Source organism: Pseudacidovorax intermedius, from assembly GCF_003350475.1.
Taxonomy (GTDB): domain Bacteria; phylum Pseudomonadota; class Gammaproteobacteria; order Burkholderiales; family Burkholderiaceae_C; genus Xenophilus; species Xenophilus intermedius.
This window is the reverse complement of record NZ_QQAV01000017.1, coordinates 66,497-84,600: the sequence shown is the minus strand read 5'-3', so window position 1 is coordinate 84,600 and position 18,104 is coordinate 66,497. Positions and strand designations below refer to the sequence as shown.

General features: G+C 68.5%; 14 protein-coding genes. 13 read left to right on the top strand and 1 reads right to left on the bottom strand.

Going from position 1 to position 18,104, the window contains the following annotated elements; translation table 11 throughout:
- The first annotated feature begins 24 nt into the window (after nt 1–24).
- From tssL to DFR41_RS26140, 9 genes are read left to right on the top strand one after another with little or no spacing between them, the layout of a single operon-like run.
- A complete protein-coding gene (gene tssL, locus DFR41_RS26185) occupies nt 25–1,551 on the top strand; it encodes a type VI secretion system protein TssL, long form (RefSeq protein ID WP_114804894.1) in 1,527 nt (508 codons plus the stop codon).
- Nucleotides 1,552–1,576: 25 nt separating this feature from the next.
- Nucleotides 1,577–5,848, top strand: coding sequence for a type VI secretion system membrane subunit TssM (gene tssM, locus DFR41_RS26175; RefSeq protein ID WP_244917887.1), 4,272 nt, complete (start codon nt 1,577–1,579; stop codon nt 5,846–5,848).
- Nucleotides 5,849–5,855: 7 nt separating this feature from the next.
- Complete coding sequence (gene tagF, locus DFR41_RS26170; protein WP_170159479.1) at nt 5,856–6,632, top strand: type VI secretion system-associated protein TagF; 777 nt, start codon at nt 5,856–5,858, stop codon at nt 6,630–6,632.
- On the top strand, nt 6,629–7,840 hold the full coding sequence (locus DFR41_RS26165) for a TagK domain-containing protein (protein ID WP_147284443.1): 1,212 nt from the start codon (nt 6,629–6,631) through the stop codon (nt 7,838–7,840). Before tagF ends, DFR41_RS26165 begins: the two co-directional genes overlap by 4 nt.
- Nucleotides 7,837–8,739 carry a type VI secretion system accessory protein TagJ gene (locus DFR41_RS26160; protein ID WP_114804891.1) on the top strand — a complete coding sequence of 301 codons (903 nt, stop codon included), beginning with the start codon at nt 7,837–7,839 and terminating at the stop codon, nt 8,737–8,739. Before DFR41_RS26165 ends, DFR41_RS26160 begins: the two co-directional genes overlap by 4 nt.
- 29 nt (nt 8,740–8,768) lie before the next feature.
- Nucleotides 8,769–9,365 (top strand): type VI secretion system baseplate subunit TssE, encoded by a 597-nt coding sequence (gene tssE / locus DFR41_RS26155; RefSeq protein ID WP_114804913.1) that lies wholly within the window; start codon nt 8,769–8,771, stop codon nt 9,363–9,365.
- 49 nt (nt 9,366–9,414) lie between these two features.
- Entirely contained in the window at nt 9,415–11,295 is a 1,881-nt protein-coding gene (tssF, locus tag DFR41_RS26150) for a type VI secretion system baseplate subunit TssF (protein WP_114804890.1), read from the top strand.
- Nucleotides 11,292–12,464 carry a type VI secretion system baseplate subunit TssG gene (gene tssG, locus DFR41_RS26145; protein ID WP_425326730.1) on the top strand — a complete coding sequence of 391 codons (1,173 nt, stop codon included), beginning with the start codon at nt 11,292–11,294 and terminating at the stop codon, nt 12,462–12,464. The genes tssF and tssG overlap by 4 nt, the downstream gene beginning before the upstream one ends.
- Before the next feature lie 54 nt (nt 12,465–12,518).
- A complete protein-coding gene (locus tag DFR41_RS26140; protein WP_114804889.1) occupies nt 12,519–15,182 on the top strand; it encodes a type VI secretion system Vgr family protein in 2,664 nt (887 codons plus the stop codon).
- Here DFR41_RS26140 and DFR41_RS27575 read toward each other — a convergent pair.
- Nucleotides 15,169–15,531: a hypothetical protein gene (locus DFR41_RS27575; RefSeq protein ID WP_147284442.1), complete on the bottom strand. Its 363-nt coding sequence runs from the start codon at nt 15,529–15,531 to the stop codon at nt 15,169–15,171. The genes DFR41_RS26140 and DFR41_RS27575 overlap by 14 nt on opposite strands.
- 223 nt (nt 15,532–15,754) lie before the next feature.
- Here DFR41_RS27575 and DFR41_RS26135 point away from each other — a divergent pair, with 223 nt between their 5' ends.
- The 4 genes from DFR41_RS26135 to DFR41_RS26120 all read left to right on the top strand — a co-directional run.
- Nucleotides 15,755–16,393: a T6SS immunity protein Tli3 family protein gene (locus DFR41_RS26135; protein ID WP_147284441.1), complete on the top strand. Its 639-nt coding sequence runs from the start codon at nt 15,755–15,757 to the stop codon at nt 16,391–16,393.
- Nucleotides 16,390–17,001 carry a T6SS effector phospholipase Tle3 domain-containing protein gene (locus DFR41_RS26130; RefSeq protein WP_147284440.1) on the top strand — a complete coding sequence of 204 codons (612 nt, stop codon included), beginning with the start codon at nt 16,390–16,392 and terminating at the stop codon, nt 16,999–17,001. The genes DFR41_RS26135 and DFR41_RS26130 overlap by 4 nt, the downstream gene beginning before the upstream one ends.
- Before the next feature lie 25 nt (nt 17,002–17,026).
- Nucleotides 17,027–17,665 (top strand): T6SS immunity protein Tli3 family protein, encoded by a 639-nt coding sequence (locus tag DFR41_RS26125; protein ID WP_147284439.1) that lies wholly within the window; start codon nt 17,027–17,029, stop codon nt 17,663–17,665.
- The coding region (locus tag DFR41_RS26120; protein ID WP_425326729.1) for a T6SS effector phospholipase Tle3 domain-containing protein at nt 17,662–18,104 on the top strand (443 nt) is incomplete at its 3' end. The genes DFR41_RS26125 and DFR41_RS26120, both read left to right, overlap by 4 nt.

Genomic DNA, 18,104 nt, shown 5'->3' with positions numbered 1-18,104 from the left:
TCTTTCTGAAATGACCGCTTTGCCATGACCACCGCACCCACCACTTCATTCGAGATGGCGCCCTACGACCGGCCTGCGGCGCCGCCGGCAGCCCGCGCCGAGCCGCGCAAGCCGACCCTGGCACTGGCCCCCGAGCCTCCTTTCGAAGCCCGCCTCGCCGCCGTGAAGGCCGCACGCAACCCGCTGCTCGAAGCCGCCCAGCCGCTGCTGCGCATGCTCGCCGACATGCCCAAAGACCTGACGCGGCGGCAGGTGGATGTGTTCCAGCGCCTGCTGGCCCGCGACGTCAGCGTCTTCCAGTCGCTGTGCACGAGCGCCCAGCTCAAGCACGAGCACATGGTCGCCGCCAGCTACGTGCTGTGCACCGCCATCGACGAGGCGGCCAATAGCACGCCCTGGGGGGGCGCGCCGGATGGCGGCACCGGCGAGCAGACCGGGCCGGCCGGGGTGTGGGCGGGCATGTCGCTGGCGTCCCACTTTCACGATGACGCCAAGGGCGGCGAGAGGGTGTTCCTGCTCGTGGGGCGCCTGGCGGCCAGCCCGCAGGAGCACATCGACCTGCTGGAGCTGATCCATCAAGTGCTGGGGCTGGGCTTCGAGGGCCGCTACAGCAATGCCATGCAAGGCCGGCGCGAGCTGGAGACCATCCGCCATCGCTTGCTGACCCTGCTGAGTTCGCTGCGCGGCGAGGTGCCGCGCGAGCTCTCGCCGCACTGGCAGGGCGAGCGCGCCGGCAAGTTGCGGCTGCTGCGCAGCGTGCCGGTGTGGGTGACGGCCTCGCTGCTGTCGCTGGGCGCCTTGGCCCTGTTCGGCTGGTACAAGTACCAGCTGGTGCACATGGGCGCCGATGTGGAAGCGCGCATCGCCGACATCGGGCGCATGCGGCCGGCGTCGGCTGCCGCGCCAGCGGGCCGGCCGCTGCGGCTCAAGGAGTTGCTCGCGCCCGAGATTGCCCGCGGCACCGTGAGCGTGGAAGAGGACGGCCGCCACAGCACCGTGACCTTCAAGGGCGACGACATGTTCGTGCCCGGCCAGGCCCGCGTGAGCGCCAAGCTGACGCCGGTGCTGGACAAGGTAGCCCAAGAGATCAAGCAGGTCACGGGCACGGTGCAGGTGATCGGCCATTCGGACAACCAGCCGATCCGCACCAGCGAGTTTCCGAGCAATCAGGTGCTGAGCGAAAGGCGCGCCGCGGCCGTGGCTGCCGTGCTGCAAGCACGCGGCGTGCAGGCGGCCCGCATCCAGACACGCGGCCGCGGCGACACGGCGCCAGTCGCCGACAACGCCACCGCCGCCGGCCGCGCACGCAACCGGCGCGTGGACATCGTGGTGACGCAGGGCGAGGTGTCGATGGAGGCGGGGGCGGCGTCTGCACCAGGCGAGGCGTCGGCTCCATCGACGTCGCCATCGCCATCGCCATCGCCGACACCGACACCGACACCGACACCGACACCGACACCGACACCGACACCGACACCGACGCAGCCGCAGCCGCAGCCGCAGCCCGCCTTGCCGCAGCCGCAGCCCGCCTCGCCGCCGGCGCGTCGTTGAGAAGAGCTCAGGGAGTCACATCGTCATGCAAACCCTCAAACAGTTCCTGGGCTATCTCTTTTCCCGCCAGATGCTGGCGTTCGTGGGCGTGGTGCTGCTCGCGCTGCTGATCTGGTTCGTCGGCCCGCTGATCGCGGTGGACGGCCTGCGGCCACTGGGCACGGTGGGCGTGCGCGTGAGCGTGATCGTGCTGCTGCTGCTCATGGGCATCCTGTGGTTGGTCTCGGGGCCGGTCAGTCTCATCGGCGTGGCCGCCCTGTGTCTGCTGATCTGGCATGCGGGGCCGCTGCTGTCGCTGGGCGCTGCACAGCCGCTGGCGCCGGTCTGGATCCGCGCCACCCTCGTCGGGGTGCTGCTGTTCGTGTGTGCGGTCTATTGGCTGTATGTGCTGCTGCGGCTGCTGCAGGCCGATCCGTCGAAGCTGGAGAACCTGTTCGTCTTCGGCAAGGAGCGGGGCAAGGACGACGTGGCCCGGCAGGAGATGAAGGACGTCACCTCCATCGTGAACCGCGCCATGGCGCAGCTCAAGGGGCTGCGTGCGCGGGGCGGGATGCTGCGGCGCGTGCTGGAGGGCAAGCGCTATCTGTACGAACTGCCCTGGTACATGATCGTGGGCAGCGCCGGGGCAGGCAAAACGACGGCGGTGCTGAATTCCGGGCTGCAGTTTCCGCTCGCCCGCAAGGGCATGACCGGGCCGCGCAGCCTGTCGCTGCAGTCGCCCGCGGGCACGGTGCATTGCGACTGGTGGCTCACCAACGAGGCCGTACTGATCGACACGGCCGGCCGCTACACCACGCAGGACAGCACGCCCGCCGCCGACGCTGCCGAATGGCACGGCTTTCTGGGCCTGCTGCGCAAGCACCGCACGCGGGCGCCGATCAATGGCGCCATCGTGGCGCTGGATGCCTCGGACCTGCTGCTGCTGACGCCAGCCGAGCGCGCGGAGCAGGCCAGCGCAATTCGCGAACGGCTGGCCGAATTGCGCGAGGAACTCGGCATCCGCTTCCCGGTGTATGTGATGGTCACCAAGACCGACCTGCTGTGCGGCTTTCACGAGTACTTCCAGTCGCTGACCAGCGAGGGCCGCGCGCAGGTCTGGGGTTTCACGTTGCCCTTTCAGGGCATGAAGACGGGCCGGCCTGCCGACATGGCGGCGCACCGCGAGTCCCTGCGTGCGCAGATCGGCACGGAGCTGGGCCTGCTTAAGCAGCGGCTGGACGAGGGGCTGCGCATCCGTCTGAGCGAGGAGTTCGACGCCGATCGGCGCCGCAAGCTGTTCGCCCTTCCTGGCGAGCTGGCCGGGCTGGTGCAGCCGCTGGTGCAGGTGCTGGACGATGTGTTCCTCGATTCGCGCTTCGACAACACGCAGGCGCACAACACCTTGCGCGGCGTGTACTTCACCAGCGGCGCGCAGGCCGAAGTCCATCTGCCTGCCGATCCCGAGACGCTGCTGCAGCGCCTGTGGCGCAGTCTTGGCGTCTCGCCGCTGGAGTGGGTGCGCAAGGCAGACGCGCAGAAGGCTGCCCAAGCCGAAGCCCAGCGTGCCGAACCATCACCGCTCGCCGACGCGGCGGTGTCCGCTCCCGTGGCAGGCGAGGGCACGACGACGGGGGATGCGCAGGACGGCAACGCACTCCGCCAGTCGGCTGCGACCGCGGGCGCACCGGCGGCACCGCGCCCGGCTGCCGCCCCTTCTGCCCCTGCCGCCCCCCGGTCCTCCACGGACATCCGGCAGATGACGCAGCCCCGGCGCGGCCTGCAGGGCTACTTCCTGCAGGACCTGATGACCAAGGTCATCATTCCCGAGTCGCATCTGGTGCGGCCCAACCTGCGCTGGGAGTTCCGCTTCCGCCTGCTGCGGCTGCTGGGCCATGCACTGGCGATCGTGATCTTCCTGTGGCTGGCAGGTGCGTTGGCGCTGAGCTTCGGCAACAACAGGCAGTACCTGGGCACGATCGGGCAGCGGGCGCAGACGCTGGCGGCGCAGGTGCGGGGGCTCTATGCCCAATTCAAGCCGTCAGCGGTGCCCGACGTCCTCAGCAGCGCACGCGAGCTGCCGGCCTATGCGGGACTGGACTTCGCCGATCCGCCGGGCAGCTTCCTGTACGGGCTGTACAGCGTCCCCCCGGTGCGGGACGCTTCGGCGGCCACCTATGCCAGCCTGCAGGACCACCTGCTGTTGCCGGCCATCCTGCAGCGCATGGAGACCGTGCTGGCCCAGAGCGTGAAGGACAAGGACGCCAAGACGGCCTACGAGACCCTGCGCGTCTACAAGCTGCTGCACGACAGGGAGCGCTACATGAGCGGCGGTGCCCGCGATGTGCGCAACTGGGTGCTCAAGGACTGGGAGGCCTCGGACAGCGCCGCCGTCTTCGGCGGGCGCGCATCCATGGTGGGCCATGTCGAGGCGCTGTTCTCCGGGGATCGGTCCGTCCAGTCGGCCTCGCTGCCCAACGAAGGGCTGGTGCGCGAGGTGCAGGACTTCCTCAACGCCAACACCTCGACCCAGCGCGTGTACGAGCGGGCGAAGGCCGCCATGGCGCCCGAGGCACCGCAGGAGTTCACGCTGGTGCGCGCGGTCGGCCCCCAGGTGGGCACCGTGCTCGCGCGGGCGGACGGCCAACCGCTCGAAAAGGGCGTGCCGGGGCTCTTCACCTACGACGGCTACCACGCCCTGTTCAACAAGCGGCTGGGGGAGTTCGTGGAAAAGGCCCTCGAAGAGGATGCGTGGGTGATGGGCCGCACCGGTGCGGCCTCGCTGGCCGCTGCCGCTCAAAAAAAAACTCTGCGGGGTGAGGCCGCCGACAGCCTTCGGGGCAATCCCTTGCTGGAGGACATCCGCCGCCAGTACCTGACCGAATACGCGCAGAACTGGCACACCTTCCTCGACTCGGTGCGCGTGGTCAGTAGCAGGGACGAGACCAACACCAGCCTCGGCTTCGACCTGAGCGTTCTGCGGCAACTGGCGGCGCCCGACTCGCCGCTCGCCCGCCTGGCCCGCGCCGCAGCGCGCGAGACGACGTTGTCGCGCCCGTTGGTGACCAACACCCGTGAAGAAGACAAGAGCTTTCTGGACAAGGCCTCCGATGCGCTCGACAAGAAGAGCCGCGAACTCGGCAAGAACCTCGGCATCCGCCCGGAAGAGCGACTGGAGAAGCAGCTCGTCGACGACACCTTCGCGGCGCTGCGCGAGGTGGTCACCGGCCAGCCCGACATCGCCATGGACGGCGGCGCGGGCGCAGCGTCGGCCAAGCCCGGGCTGGAGAACATCTCGGGTCTGCTGAACGAGTACTACACCGCACTGGTGGTGGCCGAAACGGCCCTGGCCGCAGGCAGTCTTCCGCCGGGAGGTCCGGAACTGGGCGCCCGTCTGAAGCTGGAGGCCAGCAAGCTGCCGGCCCCCTTTCGTGAAGTGCTGACGGCGCTGGCCGTGAACGGCGGCGACAAGGTGACGCTGGGTGCCACGGCCATCCTGCGCAAGCAGGCCCAGCAGCAGTTCGACCGGATCATGGGCCTCATGGCCATGCAGGTGAGCGAGCCCTGCAAGCGCGGGGTCGAGGGCCGCTATCCGCTGGCGGCCGTGGACCAGGACGCATCCATCGAGGACTTCACGGCCGTCTTCGCCGCGGGTGGTGCGGCCGACGAGTTCTTCAACAAGTACCTGGCGCCTTTCGTCGACACCAGCGTGCGGCCCTGGCGCTACAAGGATTCCTCGGTGGCCAACGCGATGGTGGGCGTGGAAGCCGTGGCCAGCGGTGGCACGCCAGCGCCGGCCACCACGGGCCCCACGATGCTCGGCGAACTGCTCAAGCTGCTGGCCCGCAGCGGGCCGTCACTCGATGCCTTCTACCGCGCGCAGCAGATCCGCGAGGTGTTCTTCCGCGACGCTGGCGGCAGAAAGCTGTCCTGGAAGATGGACCTGCGCGTGCTGGAACTCGAGCCCAGCATCACCGACCTGGTCATCGACATCGACGGCCAAGGGCTGCGCTACGTGCACGGCCCGGTGCAGCCCTTCGCCGTCAACTGGCCCGGACCCCGGGGCGGGTCCATGGCCGAGCTGAGCGCCAATCCGCGCATCTCGGGCCCGACGTCCACGATCCTCCAGCAAGGGCCGTGGGCGCTGTTCCGCCTGCTCGAAAAGGGCCGGATCGTGCAGACGGCCACCCCGGGCCGCCTGAGCGTGGAGTACAGCTTCGATGGCCGCAAGGCGCTGATCGACATCGGCACCGGCAGCCAGCCCAATCCGCTCAACAGTGACCTGCTCAAGGGCTTCCGCTGCCCCGGGCGGGCGGGTTGAAGCGATGGTGCGCGCATGGATCGAGGCCTGGCAGGTCACGCCGCCGGCCATCTGGGGCAAGTTGCCCGGGCATGCCGACTTCGTGCGAAGCGGCGTGCGCCATCGGGAGAGCGAAGGCTGGGCGACGTGGCTGGCGCTGGTCGCCGGGCGGGCCGTCGGGCATGACGAGGCCTTGGGTGCAGGGCAGGGCGCAGCGGCTCTGCCGGTCGCCTTCGTGCTGCCGCCCGGCACGCTGGCCTTCGCGCCGCGGCGCTTCGTCGTCGGCGTGATTGCGCCGTCCTCCGACCGGGTGGGGCGCCAGCATCCCTTGCTGGTCTATCAGCTGGCGCGTCCCGGCTGGGTGCGGCGGCAATTCGACCCGAAGACGCATGTGCCCCGCGATTGGCTCTTCTGGCTGGCACGGGCCGTTGCGCGCGAACTGGGACAGGCCGAGTGCGCGGACAGGCAGCCGCTGGAGCGACTGGTGGGCGGGCTCTGGGCGCTTTACACCACGGCGCCCCAGCGTCTGCCGCGGACCGCCTCCGCTCACCGGGGAGAGACCGCACAGCCGCAAGCAGATGGTCATGCCGCGGCAGCGCAGGCCCTGCTGGACGAACTGGCCGGCCCGCCTCCTGCCGACGACCCGGCGGCGCGGCTGCATGGCGTGCGCCACCTGCCCTGGGCCGACTGGCCGCAGCGCCTGCTGTCCACGCGGCCGAGCCCCGTCTTCTGGCAACAGGATGCCGAGGGAGGCTACGTGAATGCCGCCACCTCGTTGGTCCAGCTCTGGAGTTGCCTGCCATGAACCATCGTCCCGACCTCGACACCGACGTGGCCGCACCTCGCGCGGGCCCACCGCCCTTGCTGCGCCTGCGGCTGGTTCACAGCCGCGGGCATGCGCGGGACGCGGTAATCGCTCTTCGGCCTGAAGGCACGGGCATGGCCGAGGCGCTGGAGTTGGCCGGCGACCGGCTGAACGATGCGCAGTGGCGTGCCGCCAACCGCTGCCAGGTGACCTGGCAGGAAGCCGCCAAGACCTGGCAACTCGTCAACGACAGCGCCAACCTGGTCTGTTCGGTGAACGGGCAGCGCGTGGCAGGAGGCGGCCCCGTGACCCTCGGCGCGGGCGACGACCTCGAAGTCGGGCTGCATCGCTTTCGGGTGGAGTCGGTGGAGCCGGAGCCCCTTGCCAGGGCGCCCTCGGCGAGCGGTGAGGGCGCGGATTTCGGCCTGCATGGATCAAAGGCCGGGCCCGCCACAGCCGTGGCGCCCCACTTGCCTGCGGCGCAGGGTGTAGCCGCATCGGAGGATGAGTTCGACCTGACGGATCTCGCCACGCCCTGGTCCGAGGACACGATCACGCGCGCGGGCGACGCCGACCCCTTCGGCATGCTGGGCATCGAAGGTGCTCGGGGCGGGCGGCCCCCGGATCCGCTTGCGCAACTGCTCGGCGAGGCGCCGACCGCGCCAGTGCATGCGCCCCTGGCCCCACCGCCCCTTCGGCACTTTTCCGACGCGGACGCCCGTGGGGCGTCGGGTCCGAGCCCGGGTCTCTTCGACCGGCTTCACGAGGAGTTCGTCCGGGCCGTGCGTGACCCATCGCAGGTCGGCGGCACGGTGGACTGGGACGTGGCTCAGGGCCCGGGCGGTGAACCCGCCCCTTCGCTGGAACAGCTCAGCCACGATGCAGACCGCTACGCGCTGCTGCGCGACATCCTTCTGCCGCGCGAAGACATCGAACGGCTCATCGACCGCTTCGATCCGCTGAACCGGCCCAACCCGCTCGAAGGCGAGCGCAGCGAAGACGTGCTGCGCCTTTTCGCGCCCGAGCTCGCGCTCGATGCGCACAAGCCCCTGCCGAGCCTGACCCTGCGCGAGCACCGCGAGCTGGCGCCGGACAGCCATGTGCGAATCGGGCCGACCCAGCCCGCGCCGCAGCCCCAGGCCCAGGCCCAGGACGGGCTCCCGAATGGACGCGCCGCGTCCGACCCGATCACTCCCAGTCAACCATGACCCGATCCTCCTCATCCCCCAACGCGCAATCCTTCCGTGCCTGGTCATCCGCCGCGCCCCTCGCCGATGCGCTGTCGCGCGCAGAGTCGGCCGTGCGGGCTCGGCCCCAGGAGAGCCGAGCGCGCTGGCTGCTGGTCGAACTGCTCTGCGTGCTGGGCGACTGGCCCCGCGCCATGAAGCAGCTTCAGGCCTGGGCGGCGCTCTCCAAGGACTTCGACAGCACAGCTCACGTGGTGCGCGGCCTCATCCGCGCCGAGATGCAGCGCGCCGAGGTGCTGGCCGGCCGGGTCAGGCCAGCAACGCTCGCCGCCGCGGTGGAGGGCGAGGGCCACAACGACGCGCATGCACCGGTGCCGGAGGAGGGGCCGTCCGTGCCCGCATGGCTCGCCGGCCTGGCCGATGCCCTGCAGCACGCTGCCGGGGGCGCATCCGACACCGAGGCCGCGGACGACGCCCGTGAGGCTGCCCTGTCGCGGGCCCCTGCCGTCGCGGGCGAGAGCAATCTGGTCCCCGCCTTCACATGGGTGAGCGACTCCGACTCGCGGCTCGGCCCCGTGTGTGAAGTGGTCCTGGTCGGGGCCTACCGCTGGCTCGCGTTCCAGGACATCCGCAGCATCGACAAGCAGCCACCTCAGCGCCTGCTCGACCTGGTCTGGAGCCAAGCGGACTTCGTGCTGCGCGACGGCACGCCCCTCAAGGGCTACATGCCCATGCGTTATCCGTTGGCCGCCGGTGATCGGGACGCCTTGTTGCTGGGGCGCGAGACCGTGTGGCAGGACGTCGGTCGCACGGGCGTCCATGCGCGCGGCCAGAAGGTGTGGATGAGCAGCGGGGGCGACCTGCCGCTGCTCGACCTTCGCACCTGCCGGTTCGACACCGCCGGCCAGCACGCGGCGTGACCGGGGCCACGATGCACCGCGACCCGACCATGGCACAAGAGCCGTCGCCGTCCCCGCGGCGGGTCCATCCGGGCGCACGCGTGCCCCGTGCCGAGGGGGCGCCGCCCGCGCGCGCGCATGCCCGACTGCTGCCCACCCTGTTCGACCGGCTGCGCGATGCCGCGCCCGGTCAGTCCGACGAGCTGCCTGCGGCCTACACGGTCACGCCCAGCCAGATGCGCGACATCCTGCAGCGCGACCTGGCCTATCTGCTCAACACCACGAATGCGGAAGACGGAATCGACCGTGCGCGCTACGCCGAGGCGGCGCGCTCCACCCTCAACTTCGGCGTGCCGCCCCTGGCAGGCAGCTACCTGTCGGAGCGCCGCTGGGAAGAGGTCGAACTCATCATCCGCCGCGCCATAGCGGACTACGAGCCGCGGCTGATCCCGGACACAGTGACGGTGCTGCCCTTGATGAGAGAGGGCGCCCACGAGTCCTACAACGTCCTGCTGTTCGAGATCCGCGCCATGATCGATCTCAAGCCCTATCCGGTCGAGCTGACCGTCCAGAGCGCGGTCGATCTGGAGACCAACCGCATGAGCGTGGTGCGCCACGCCAGCGGTCCTGCGCGCGCCCCCCGCTGACACGGCGGCTTCGGCGCCAACGTCCACCTTGCCTCCTCCTCCCCCTGCCATGGATCCACATCTGCTCGACTACTACAACCGGGAGCTCGTCTACATGCGCGAGACGGCGGGCGAGTTCGCTGCTGCCCATCCCAAGATCGCGCGCCGCCTGGGCATGCACGGCATCGAAGTCGCCGATCCCTATGTGGAGCGGCTGATCGAGGCCTTCAGCTTCATGTCGGCCCGCATGCAGATCAAGCTCGACGCGGAGTTCCCACGCTTCACCCAGCGGCTGCTGGAGGTGCTGTATCCCAACTACCTGGCGCCCACGCCGTCCATGGCCGTGGCGCAGCTGCATCCCAGCGTGACCGAAGGCGACTTCACGCGCGGCTTCGTGGTGCCGCGGGGCACGGCCTTCCATGCGGGCGTTCCCGCGGGGGAGGAGACGCCGTGCGAGTTCCGCTCCGGCCAGGACGTGACGCTGTGGCCCATCGAACTGGTGGACGCCCGGCTCACCGGCGCGCCGCCCGACATTCCAGGGCTGGAGCGCTACGTGCCGCCCCATGTGCAGGTGACCGGCGCACTCCGGCTGCGGCTGCGCACGGTAGGCGAGCTGAACTTCGACGACATCGCAGGGCTGGACCGTCTGCCCATCTACCTGCGCGGCGACGAGCAGGTGGCCTCGCACCTGTTCGAACTGCTGCACACCTCGGCCGTCGCCACCTTCGTCGGTGCGCCCGGCCGGCTGGCGCAGCGCCCCCATGTCGTCACCGCCGATGCGTTGGTGCATGAAGGCCTCGCTCCCGGGCAGGGCCTGCTGCCGCTGGCCTGGAACACCCTGCACGGCCACAACCTGGTGCACGAGTACTTTGCCTGCCCCGAGCGCTTCTACTTCTTCACCCTGACCCAGCTGGCCGGCGGGCTGGCGCGCGTCGAGGGCGCGGAGGCGGAAATCCTGATCCTGCTCTCCCGTCCACCCGGCCATCTGGGCGGGCTGGTCGACGCGGGGCAGTTCGCGCTCTTCTGCACGCCGGTGGTCAACCTCTTCACGCGGCGCACCGACCGCATCGAGCTCGATGGCACCCACACCGAGTTCCACCTGGTTCCGGACCGGTCGCGCCCGCTCGACTTCGAGGTGTATGCCGTCCAGGCCATCAGCGGGCAGCAGTCGGAGACCACGGCCGCCATGGCGTTCCGCCCGCTCTACCAGACCCTCAACGAGGACGAGGGCAACCATGGCCGCTACTTCTCGGTGCGACGGGAGCAGCGGCTGGCGTCGGAGTCCGCGCGCAAGTACGGCACGCGCACGCCCTACATCGGCACCGAGGTCTTCCTCTCCCTGGTCGACCAGCACGAGGCGCCCTACCCGGACAGCCTGCGCTATCTGTCGGTGCAGGCGCTGCTCACCAACCGTGACCTGCCCTGCCTGGTGCCGCGCAACGGCCTCGATGATCTGGCCGTGGCGGACTCCATCCCCGTGCGTGCCGTCGGCCTGATCCGGCCCCCGAGCCGGCCCAAGAGCCCGTTCGCGCAGCGGGAGATCGCCTGGCGGCTGATCCGGCAGCTGGGCTTCAACCATCTGCCGCTGGCCGACATGCCCCACCGCGACGGCGCCCAGGGTCTGCGCGACATGCTGCGGCTGTTCGTCTCCATCGACGACGACGTGCAGCTGCGGCAGATCCAGAGCCTGGTGGGCTCGCGCATCGCGCCGGTCACCCGGCGGCTGCCTGGCGCCGGGCCGCTCATCTACGGCCGGGGCGTGGAATGCATCCTGAGCGTGGACGAGGAGGGCTTTTCGGGCACCAGCCCCTACCTGTTCGGCCTGGTGCTCGAACACTATCTGGCGCGGCACGTCAGCATCAACGTGTTCACCCAGACCACGCTCGAATCGATGCAGCGGGGCACCGTCGCGCGCTGGCCCGTGCGCATGGGTGGACGGGGGGCCGTGTGAGCGCGGATCGGGCACCATCGGAACCCGCAAGGAACCTGCATCGCACGTTGCAGCGCCTGCACAGGACGCCCTGGAAGTTCGGCTTTCTTGCCCTGATGCGCCGGTTCGCGGCCACGCATGCCCATCTGCCACCCATCGGCCAGGCGGTGCGGCCGCAGCAGGAGCCCTTCCGGCTGGGCCAGCTGGCCGCGCTGACATTCGCACCGCGTGAGATCGCCGAGATCGTGATGCCGGATGCGGCCGGCCCCTCTGTCGGAACGATGCCGCAGCGCCGGGGCAACAGCGCCGCCTGGCCCTTGATCCGCCTGTATGGCCTGGGGCTGCTCGGGCCCAACGGCCCGCTGCCGCTGCACTACACCGAGATCGTGCGCGACCGCACCGAGAACCAGGGCGACCCCACGCTGGCCAACTTCCTGGACCTGTTCCATCACCGCTACCTGACGCACCTGTATCGCGCCTGGGCACAGAGCCAGGCCGCCGCGGGGCTGGACCGTGCCGACGACGAGCGCTTCAGCCGCTACGTCGCACACCTCACCGGCCACGATCCGCTGGAGATCCGCGACTCCGTGCTGCCCTCGCATGCGCGCCTGTCGGCGGCAAGCCACCTGGCCCGGGAGGCCCGCAATCCGGACGGTCTGGCCCACACCCTTGCGCACTTCTTCGCCGTGCCGGTGCAGATCCATGAATTCGTCATGCACTGGATCCGCATCGGCGACGAAGACCAGAGCCACCTGGGCCAGGCGAGGAGCTCTAGCCTCATGGGCATCGGCGCGATCGCGGGCGAGGTGGTGCCCGATCGCCAGAACAAGTTCCGCATCGTGCTCGGGCCCTTGAGCCTGGCGCAGTACCTGCGCTTCACGCCCTGGGGCAAGGACCTGCCCTTGCTCGTGGAGTGGGTGCGCGGCTTCATCGGCTACGAGTTCCTGTGGGAGGTCGAACTGCGGGTGCGCAGGGACAGCGCCCCGCCCGCCCGCCTCGAAGACAAGGAAAGGCTGGGCTGGTCCACCTGGCTGGGCGGCGCTGACGAGGATCGGCAAGAGGTCACCGCAGACGGTGCGCCTGCGGTGCCGGCGGACTATTCGGTTGGCATGGTGTTCGAGCCGGAGCAGTACATCCAGGCGCGCAGCGGTGCTGCAGGCGCCGCCCCGGGCGCGGCGCATGCCGCGTAGAGCGCAGACGCCAGCCGCAGCCCAAACACGTTCAACAAGGAGGTTCTCGTGTCCATGACGTCCCATACCCTGCGCGTGCAATCGCCTGCGCTTCCCCTCTTCGGCGGCAATCCCTTGCTGCACCCGGTGCGCCTGGCCGGCCGCGAGGGCCTCAACAGCCTCTTCGAGTACGAACTCCTGCTGGCCACGCCTGAGGACCTGGTCCCCGGCGCCCGCGCCGACGCCTGCGCCAACATCGACCTCGACAGCCTCATCGGCCGGGAGATCGCCTGCGAGATCGCGCTGGATGGCGCCGGCACCTTCCTGCCCGGCGCGGTCGGCGCTGCCGTGGACCGCATCGGCGCCGGCACCCGGCAGATCAACGCGCTCATCACGGCGGCGCAGCTCTGGGGCGAGGAGGGGCGGCACCTGCAGTACCGCCTGACCCTGCGGCCCTGGCTGCACCTGGCCACTCTGCGCACCGACTGCCGCATCTTCCAGAACAAGACCGTCGTCGACATCCTGGACGACGTGCTCGGTGCCTACGCCTTTGCCGTCGACAAGCGCCTGATCGAGCGCTACCCCGTGCGCGACTACCAGACGCAGTACAACGAGAGCGACTTCGCGTTCTTCGAGCGCCTCTGTCAGGAGTGGGGCATCAATTACTTCTTCGAGCACAGCGAGGGCCGCCACCGGCTGGTGCTCATCGACAACATGGGCGCCCACCGCGCCATGCCCAGTGCCGCCTATGCGGACGTGCACTACCACCCGCCGGGCTGGAAGGTGGACGCGGAATACATCCACGCCTTTGCGCCGCAGCACCAGCTGGCCAGCGGCCGCTACGTCACCCGCGATTACGACTACACGCGCCCCCGTGCGGACCTGAGCCGAAGCCGCAAGCACCCGCGTCCCACCGGGCAGGCCGATGGCGAGGTGTACCAGTGGCATGCCAGCGCCGGCGGTGCCCACTATGCCCAGCCCAGGGCCGGCTCGACGGGTGCCAACGACCCCGCGGACGAGGGCGACCAGCTGGCCTTGTTGCGCATGGAGGCCCTGCGTACCCATGCCGTCCGCGCCCAGGCGCGGGGCCATCTGCGTGGCATGGTGCCGGGCTGCACCTTCCGGCTGCACAAACATCCCCGCAGCTCGGCCAACATGGAATACCTCGTGCTGGACACCACCTTCCTGATCGAGGACGTGGGCCGCGACAGCCAGCGTGTGGAAGCCGGCCAGGAGCGGCGCCAGCAATGGCGCGTGACGGTGGACTTCACCGTCCATCCCATGAAGGAGCCGCTGCGGCCCGAACACACCCGTGCCAAGCCCCACACGCATGGCCCACAGACCGCGCTGGTCGTCGGCCCAGAGGGTCAGAACCTGTGGACCGACGAGCTGGGCCGCATCAAGGTGCAGTTTCCATGGGACCGGCTTGGGCACAAGAACCAGAACAGCGGCTGCTGGGTACGTGTCTCCAGCGACTGGGCTGGAAACCAACTCGGTGGCATGCACGTGCCGCGCATCGGGCAGGAGGTGGTCGTCGACTTCGTGGGCGGCGACCCGGATCTGCCCATCTGTACCGGCCGCGTCTTCAACCAGATGAACCTGCCGCCATGGTCCTTGCCCGGCCAGAGCGCCCTGAGCGGCTTCCGCAGCCGCGAGCTCACGCCCAATGGCGGCAACAGCGCCAGCGGGCGCAGCAATCATCTGGCCTTCGATGACACGGGGGGGCGCATCCAGGCACAGCTCAAGAGCGACCACCTGCATTCCAGCCTGAGCGTGGGGCACATCACCCGCATCGAAGACAACCAGGGCCGCAAGGACCCGCGTGGCGAAGGCTTCGAACTGGCGAGCGAAGGCTGGGGGGCGATGCGGGCAGGCAAAGGTCTGCTCATCACGACGGACGGACGCTCGGAGGCGGTGGGCGGCATGCTCAGCCGCACCGAACTCGTGGCCTGCCTCGAACAGGCGCTCGCCGTCGCCAGGGATCTGGGCAAGGCGGCGGACACCTGCGACGCCGGCAAACGCGACACCGGGGCGCAGCAGTCGCTTTGCGAGGCGGCCGATGCGCTGGGCCACGGCGCCAATGACGAAGCCTACGCACGCGGCAAGGCCCCGGGCGGGCAGCCGGTGCTTGCCTTGAGCGGCGCCGCCGGCATCGCCGCCGTGACGCCGCGGGACTTCACCCAGTACGCCGGCGTGAACATCGACACCGTGGCCGGCCAGAACCAGCAGCACTATGCCGACGCGTCCATCCTGCACACGGCCGGCAAGGACATCGGCCAGTTCGCGCGCACTGGTGACATCCGCGTCATCGCCAGCGAAGGCCGGCTGATCCACCAAGCCCAGCACAACAGCGCCGAGATCACCGCGCAGAAGTCCATCACGCTGCAGTCCACCGAGGACGACATCGTCATCCGCGCCCGCAAGGGCATCACGCTGATGCTGGACGACGGCACCTATCTGCGCATGCGCGGCGGCAAGGTCACCTGGGGCATGAGCGGCGAATACCTGGTGCAGACCGCCAACTACCGACTGAGCGGCGCCAGCACGATGAAGGTCGACTTTCCTGCGTTCCTGCGCACCGATCAGGCGCAGCAGCTCAAGCTGCACCGGATGGGCAACAAGGCCGATGGCCTGGAGAACAGGGCCTACACCATCGCCAAGGCGGGCGGGCAGAAGACGTCGGCGCAGTCGGATGGCGACGCCCTGTCCAGGCTGGACAAGCCGTTCAACGTCGGTTGAATCCCTTTATCCCACCCATAGCCAACTCAAGGAGGAGAAACATGACATCTCGGCCGTCGGTCGCTGCATGGGCAGCGAAGGCATTCCCAGCCGCAGCCAATGCAGCAATCTGGCGACGAAGCTGCCACGCGTCGACTTCAACTTCAACGATGAGCAGTACAAAACCATGCTGATGGACGGTCTCACGATGTTGGAGCCGTGCAGGAAGGGGGGCTGACATGCGATGGATCAGTCGTCTCGTCGTGGCCATCTTGGCCTTCGTACTTTGGGGATGCAGCACGACCACGCCGGCATCTGTGCCTCGGCCCACCGGGGGTGTGGAAGCGAACACGAAGAACGTGCTGCGCATTCCTTCTCCGAATCGGATGCTCGCCGTTCGCACGCCGAGCGGGAGCACATCGACCTATAAAAGCGACCAGCAGGGCATCGTTCGTCTTCCGGGCGGTGAGGAATTCAACCCAGAGAACCTGGAGGTCATGGTCTGTCGAATGCCGAACGGATGCTCGGTGCCTCCGAGCAAGTGATACGTGGCCTGAACGGCGACCAAAAAGATTCACAGGGAGAACATGAGCATGGGAAAGCTGACATGGGGCGTCGTGCGGCGCTCGGCCATTGCCACATCGGCATTGCTGTTGGGGGCGTGCGGTCTGCGCGGTGTGGCGCCTGCGCAGGCGCAGAGCGCCAAGCCGGAGCCTGCGCCGGTGGTCATCTACCGGATCGATGACCATCGGTACTTCGAGGTCACGCCGCGCAATGACTGCTACGGCGACATGATCTATTTTGTTGACACGGCCAAGGGCATCCGATCGAGCGTGGTGAAGTTCGATCCGGTGATGAACCGAACCAAACTGATCATCGACGCGGCCAACGATGACTACCTGATCGGGCCGGTGACGCGGGGAGGGAACACGAACTGCTCGTCGGGGGGCGGGGCGTGTGGGAGCGACAAGATGCCGTACTCGACGGATGGGGGCAGGACGTGGCAGTTGGTGTGGTCGCCCGGAACGACCTTCGACTTGATGGTCAGTGGGTCGATGGCCTACCAGTCGCATCGCATTCAGACTGTGGTCACCGACGGCCTGGATCTCACCATTGCACGGCCAATCAGTTCGGATTGGAAGTGGATCCGCGATTTCGCGGTCCAACCTCGAATTGCCCCGGTAGATACCAAGGTTCTGTGCACTGCCCCTCGTCAGCCGGAGGGCCAATGAGTCAAGACAGAGACCTCAGCCACCTTCCTTGTGTCACGCCTGATCCAGGCAAGTGCCAGTGGGTGAAGTGCAAAGGAACGGGCATTGATGATGCCTATGCCGAACGAACTCAAACCATGGGTGTTCCTCTGTCGATGCCAGGGGTCATCATCTTCGTGCATGGGGTCAACTCGGAAGGCGAGTGGTATCACGACGCATCCGGAGAGTTCGCCAAAGGCTTGAATATGCGCTTGGGCAGAGACGACCTCAGGCAGCTACAGAAGGATACGAAGGGCGATGAAGACAAGGTCACCGCACATCGCTATCTCCAGCGCGGGGGAGACGGCAAGCGCATCGCCTCACCCATCATCCCCTTCTACTGGGGCTACAAGTGCGAGCGCACGCAGCGCAAGATGGTCCGTGGCACGGAGCAGCTCGGCTCGACGCCCGCCTGGACGGACATGCATGGCAACCCGCTGAGATCGGACGGAGCCTGGGGAGGCGGGCCGTTCCAGAACGGGGGCGCGGCGCTGTCGTCGTTCTGGCTGCCCATCGGCCGCGCGGCGAAGACGACGAGGCAGCTGCGGCCAGGCGGCGGCAGAAGCCAGCCGTCATCGGCGACGCGATAGGAGTTTTTTCAGGGAGAACATGAGCATGGGAAAGCTGACATGGGGCGCCGTGCGGCGCTCGGCCATTGCCACATCGGCATTGCTGTTGGGGGCGTGCGGTCTGCGCGGTGTGGCGCCTGCGCAGGCGCAGGGGGGCGAGCCGTTGGAGTCGCCGGTGGTCGCCTATCGGATCGATGACCACCGCTACTTCGAAATCACACCGAAGGCCAATGGCCTTTGCACGGGAAGGACGCTGTATTTCGTAGACACGGCGAAGAACATCCGCAGCCAGGTGGTGGGATGGGACAACGTGATGACGCGGGGCAAGCTGATCATCGACGCGGCCAACGACGAGTACCTGATCGGGCCAGTGACGCGAGGCGGGAACACGAACTGCTCGTCGGGCGGAGGAGCGTGTGGAGGCAACAAGATGCCTTATTCGACGGACGGTGGGCGCACATGGAAGTACGTCTGGGCGTACTCCTACGATGACGGCCTGATGGCAAGTGGCGCCACCGCGTACAACCTCGATGGCACCAAGCTGACCCATGCATTGGACCTGACCCTTGCCCGCCCTCAGAGCGATGACTGGCGCTACGTGCCTGGATTCGTGTTCGTCCCGCGGGTTGCGCCCGTCGACACACGAGTTCAGTGCGCGACGCCGGCAAGTGGAGGTGCCCGATGAGCGCGAACACGGATCTGAGCAATCTGCCACCTGTCGTTCCAGACCCTGGCCAGTGCCAATGGGTGAAGTGCAAAGGCACGGGAATCGATGACGCTTATGCCAAACGAACCCACACCATGGGCATGCCTCTGTCGATGCCGGGGGTCATCATCTTCGTACATGGCGTCAACTCGGAGGGCGAGTGGTACGACGACGCGGCCAACGAATTTGCGAGAGGGCTCAATCAGCGGTTAGGTCGCAGCGACCTGACGAAGCTACTTCCGGACCAGGCCGCTGCCAACGGGCGAAAGCCCACCCGTTACGGACCAACCAACGAGGCCCGTGAGCGAGTCTTGTCGCCGGTGATCCCCTTCTACTGGGGCTACAAGTGCGAGCGCACGCAACGCAAGATGGTCCGTGGCACGGAGCAGCTCGGCTCGACGCCCGCCTGGACGGACAT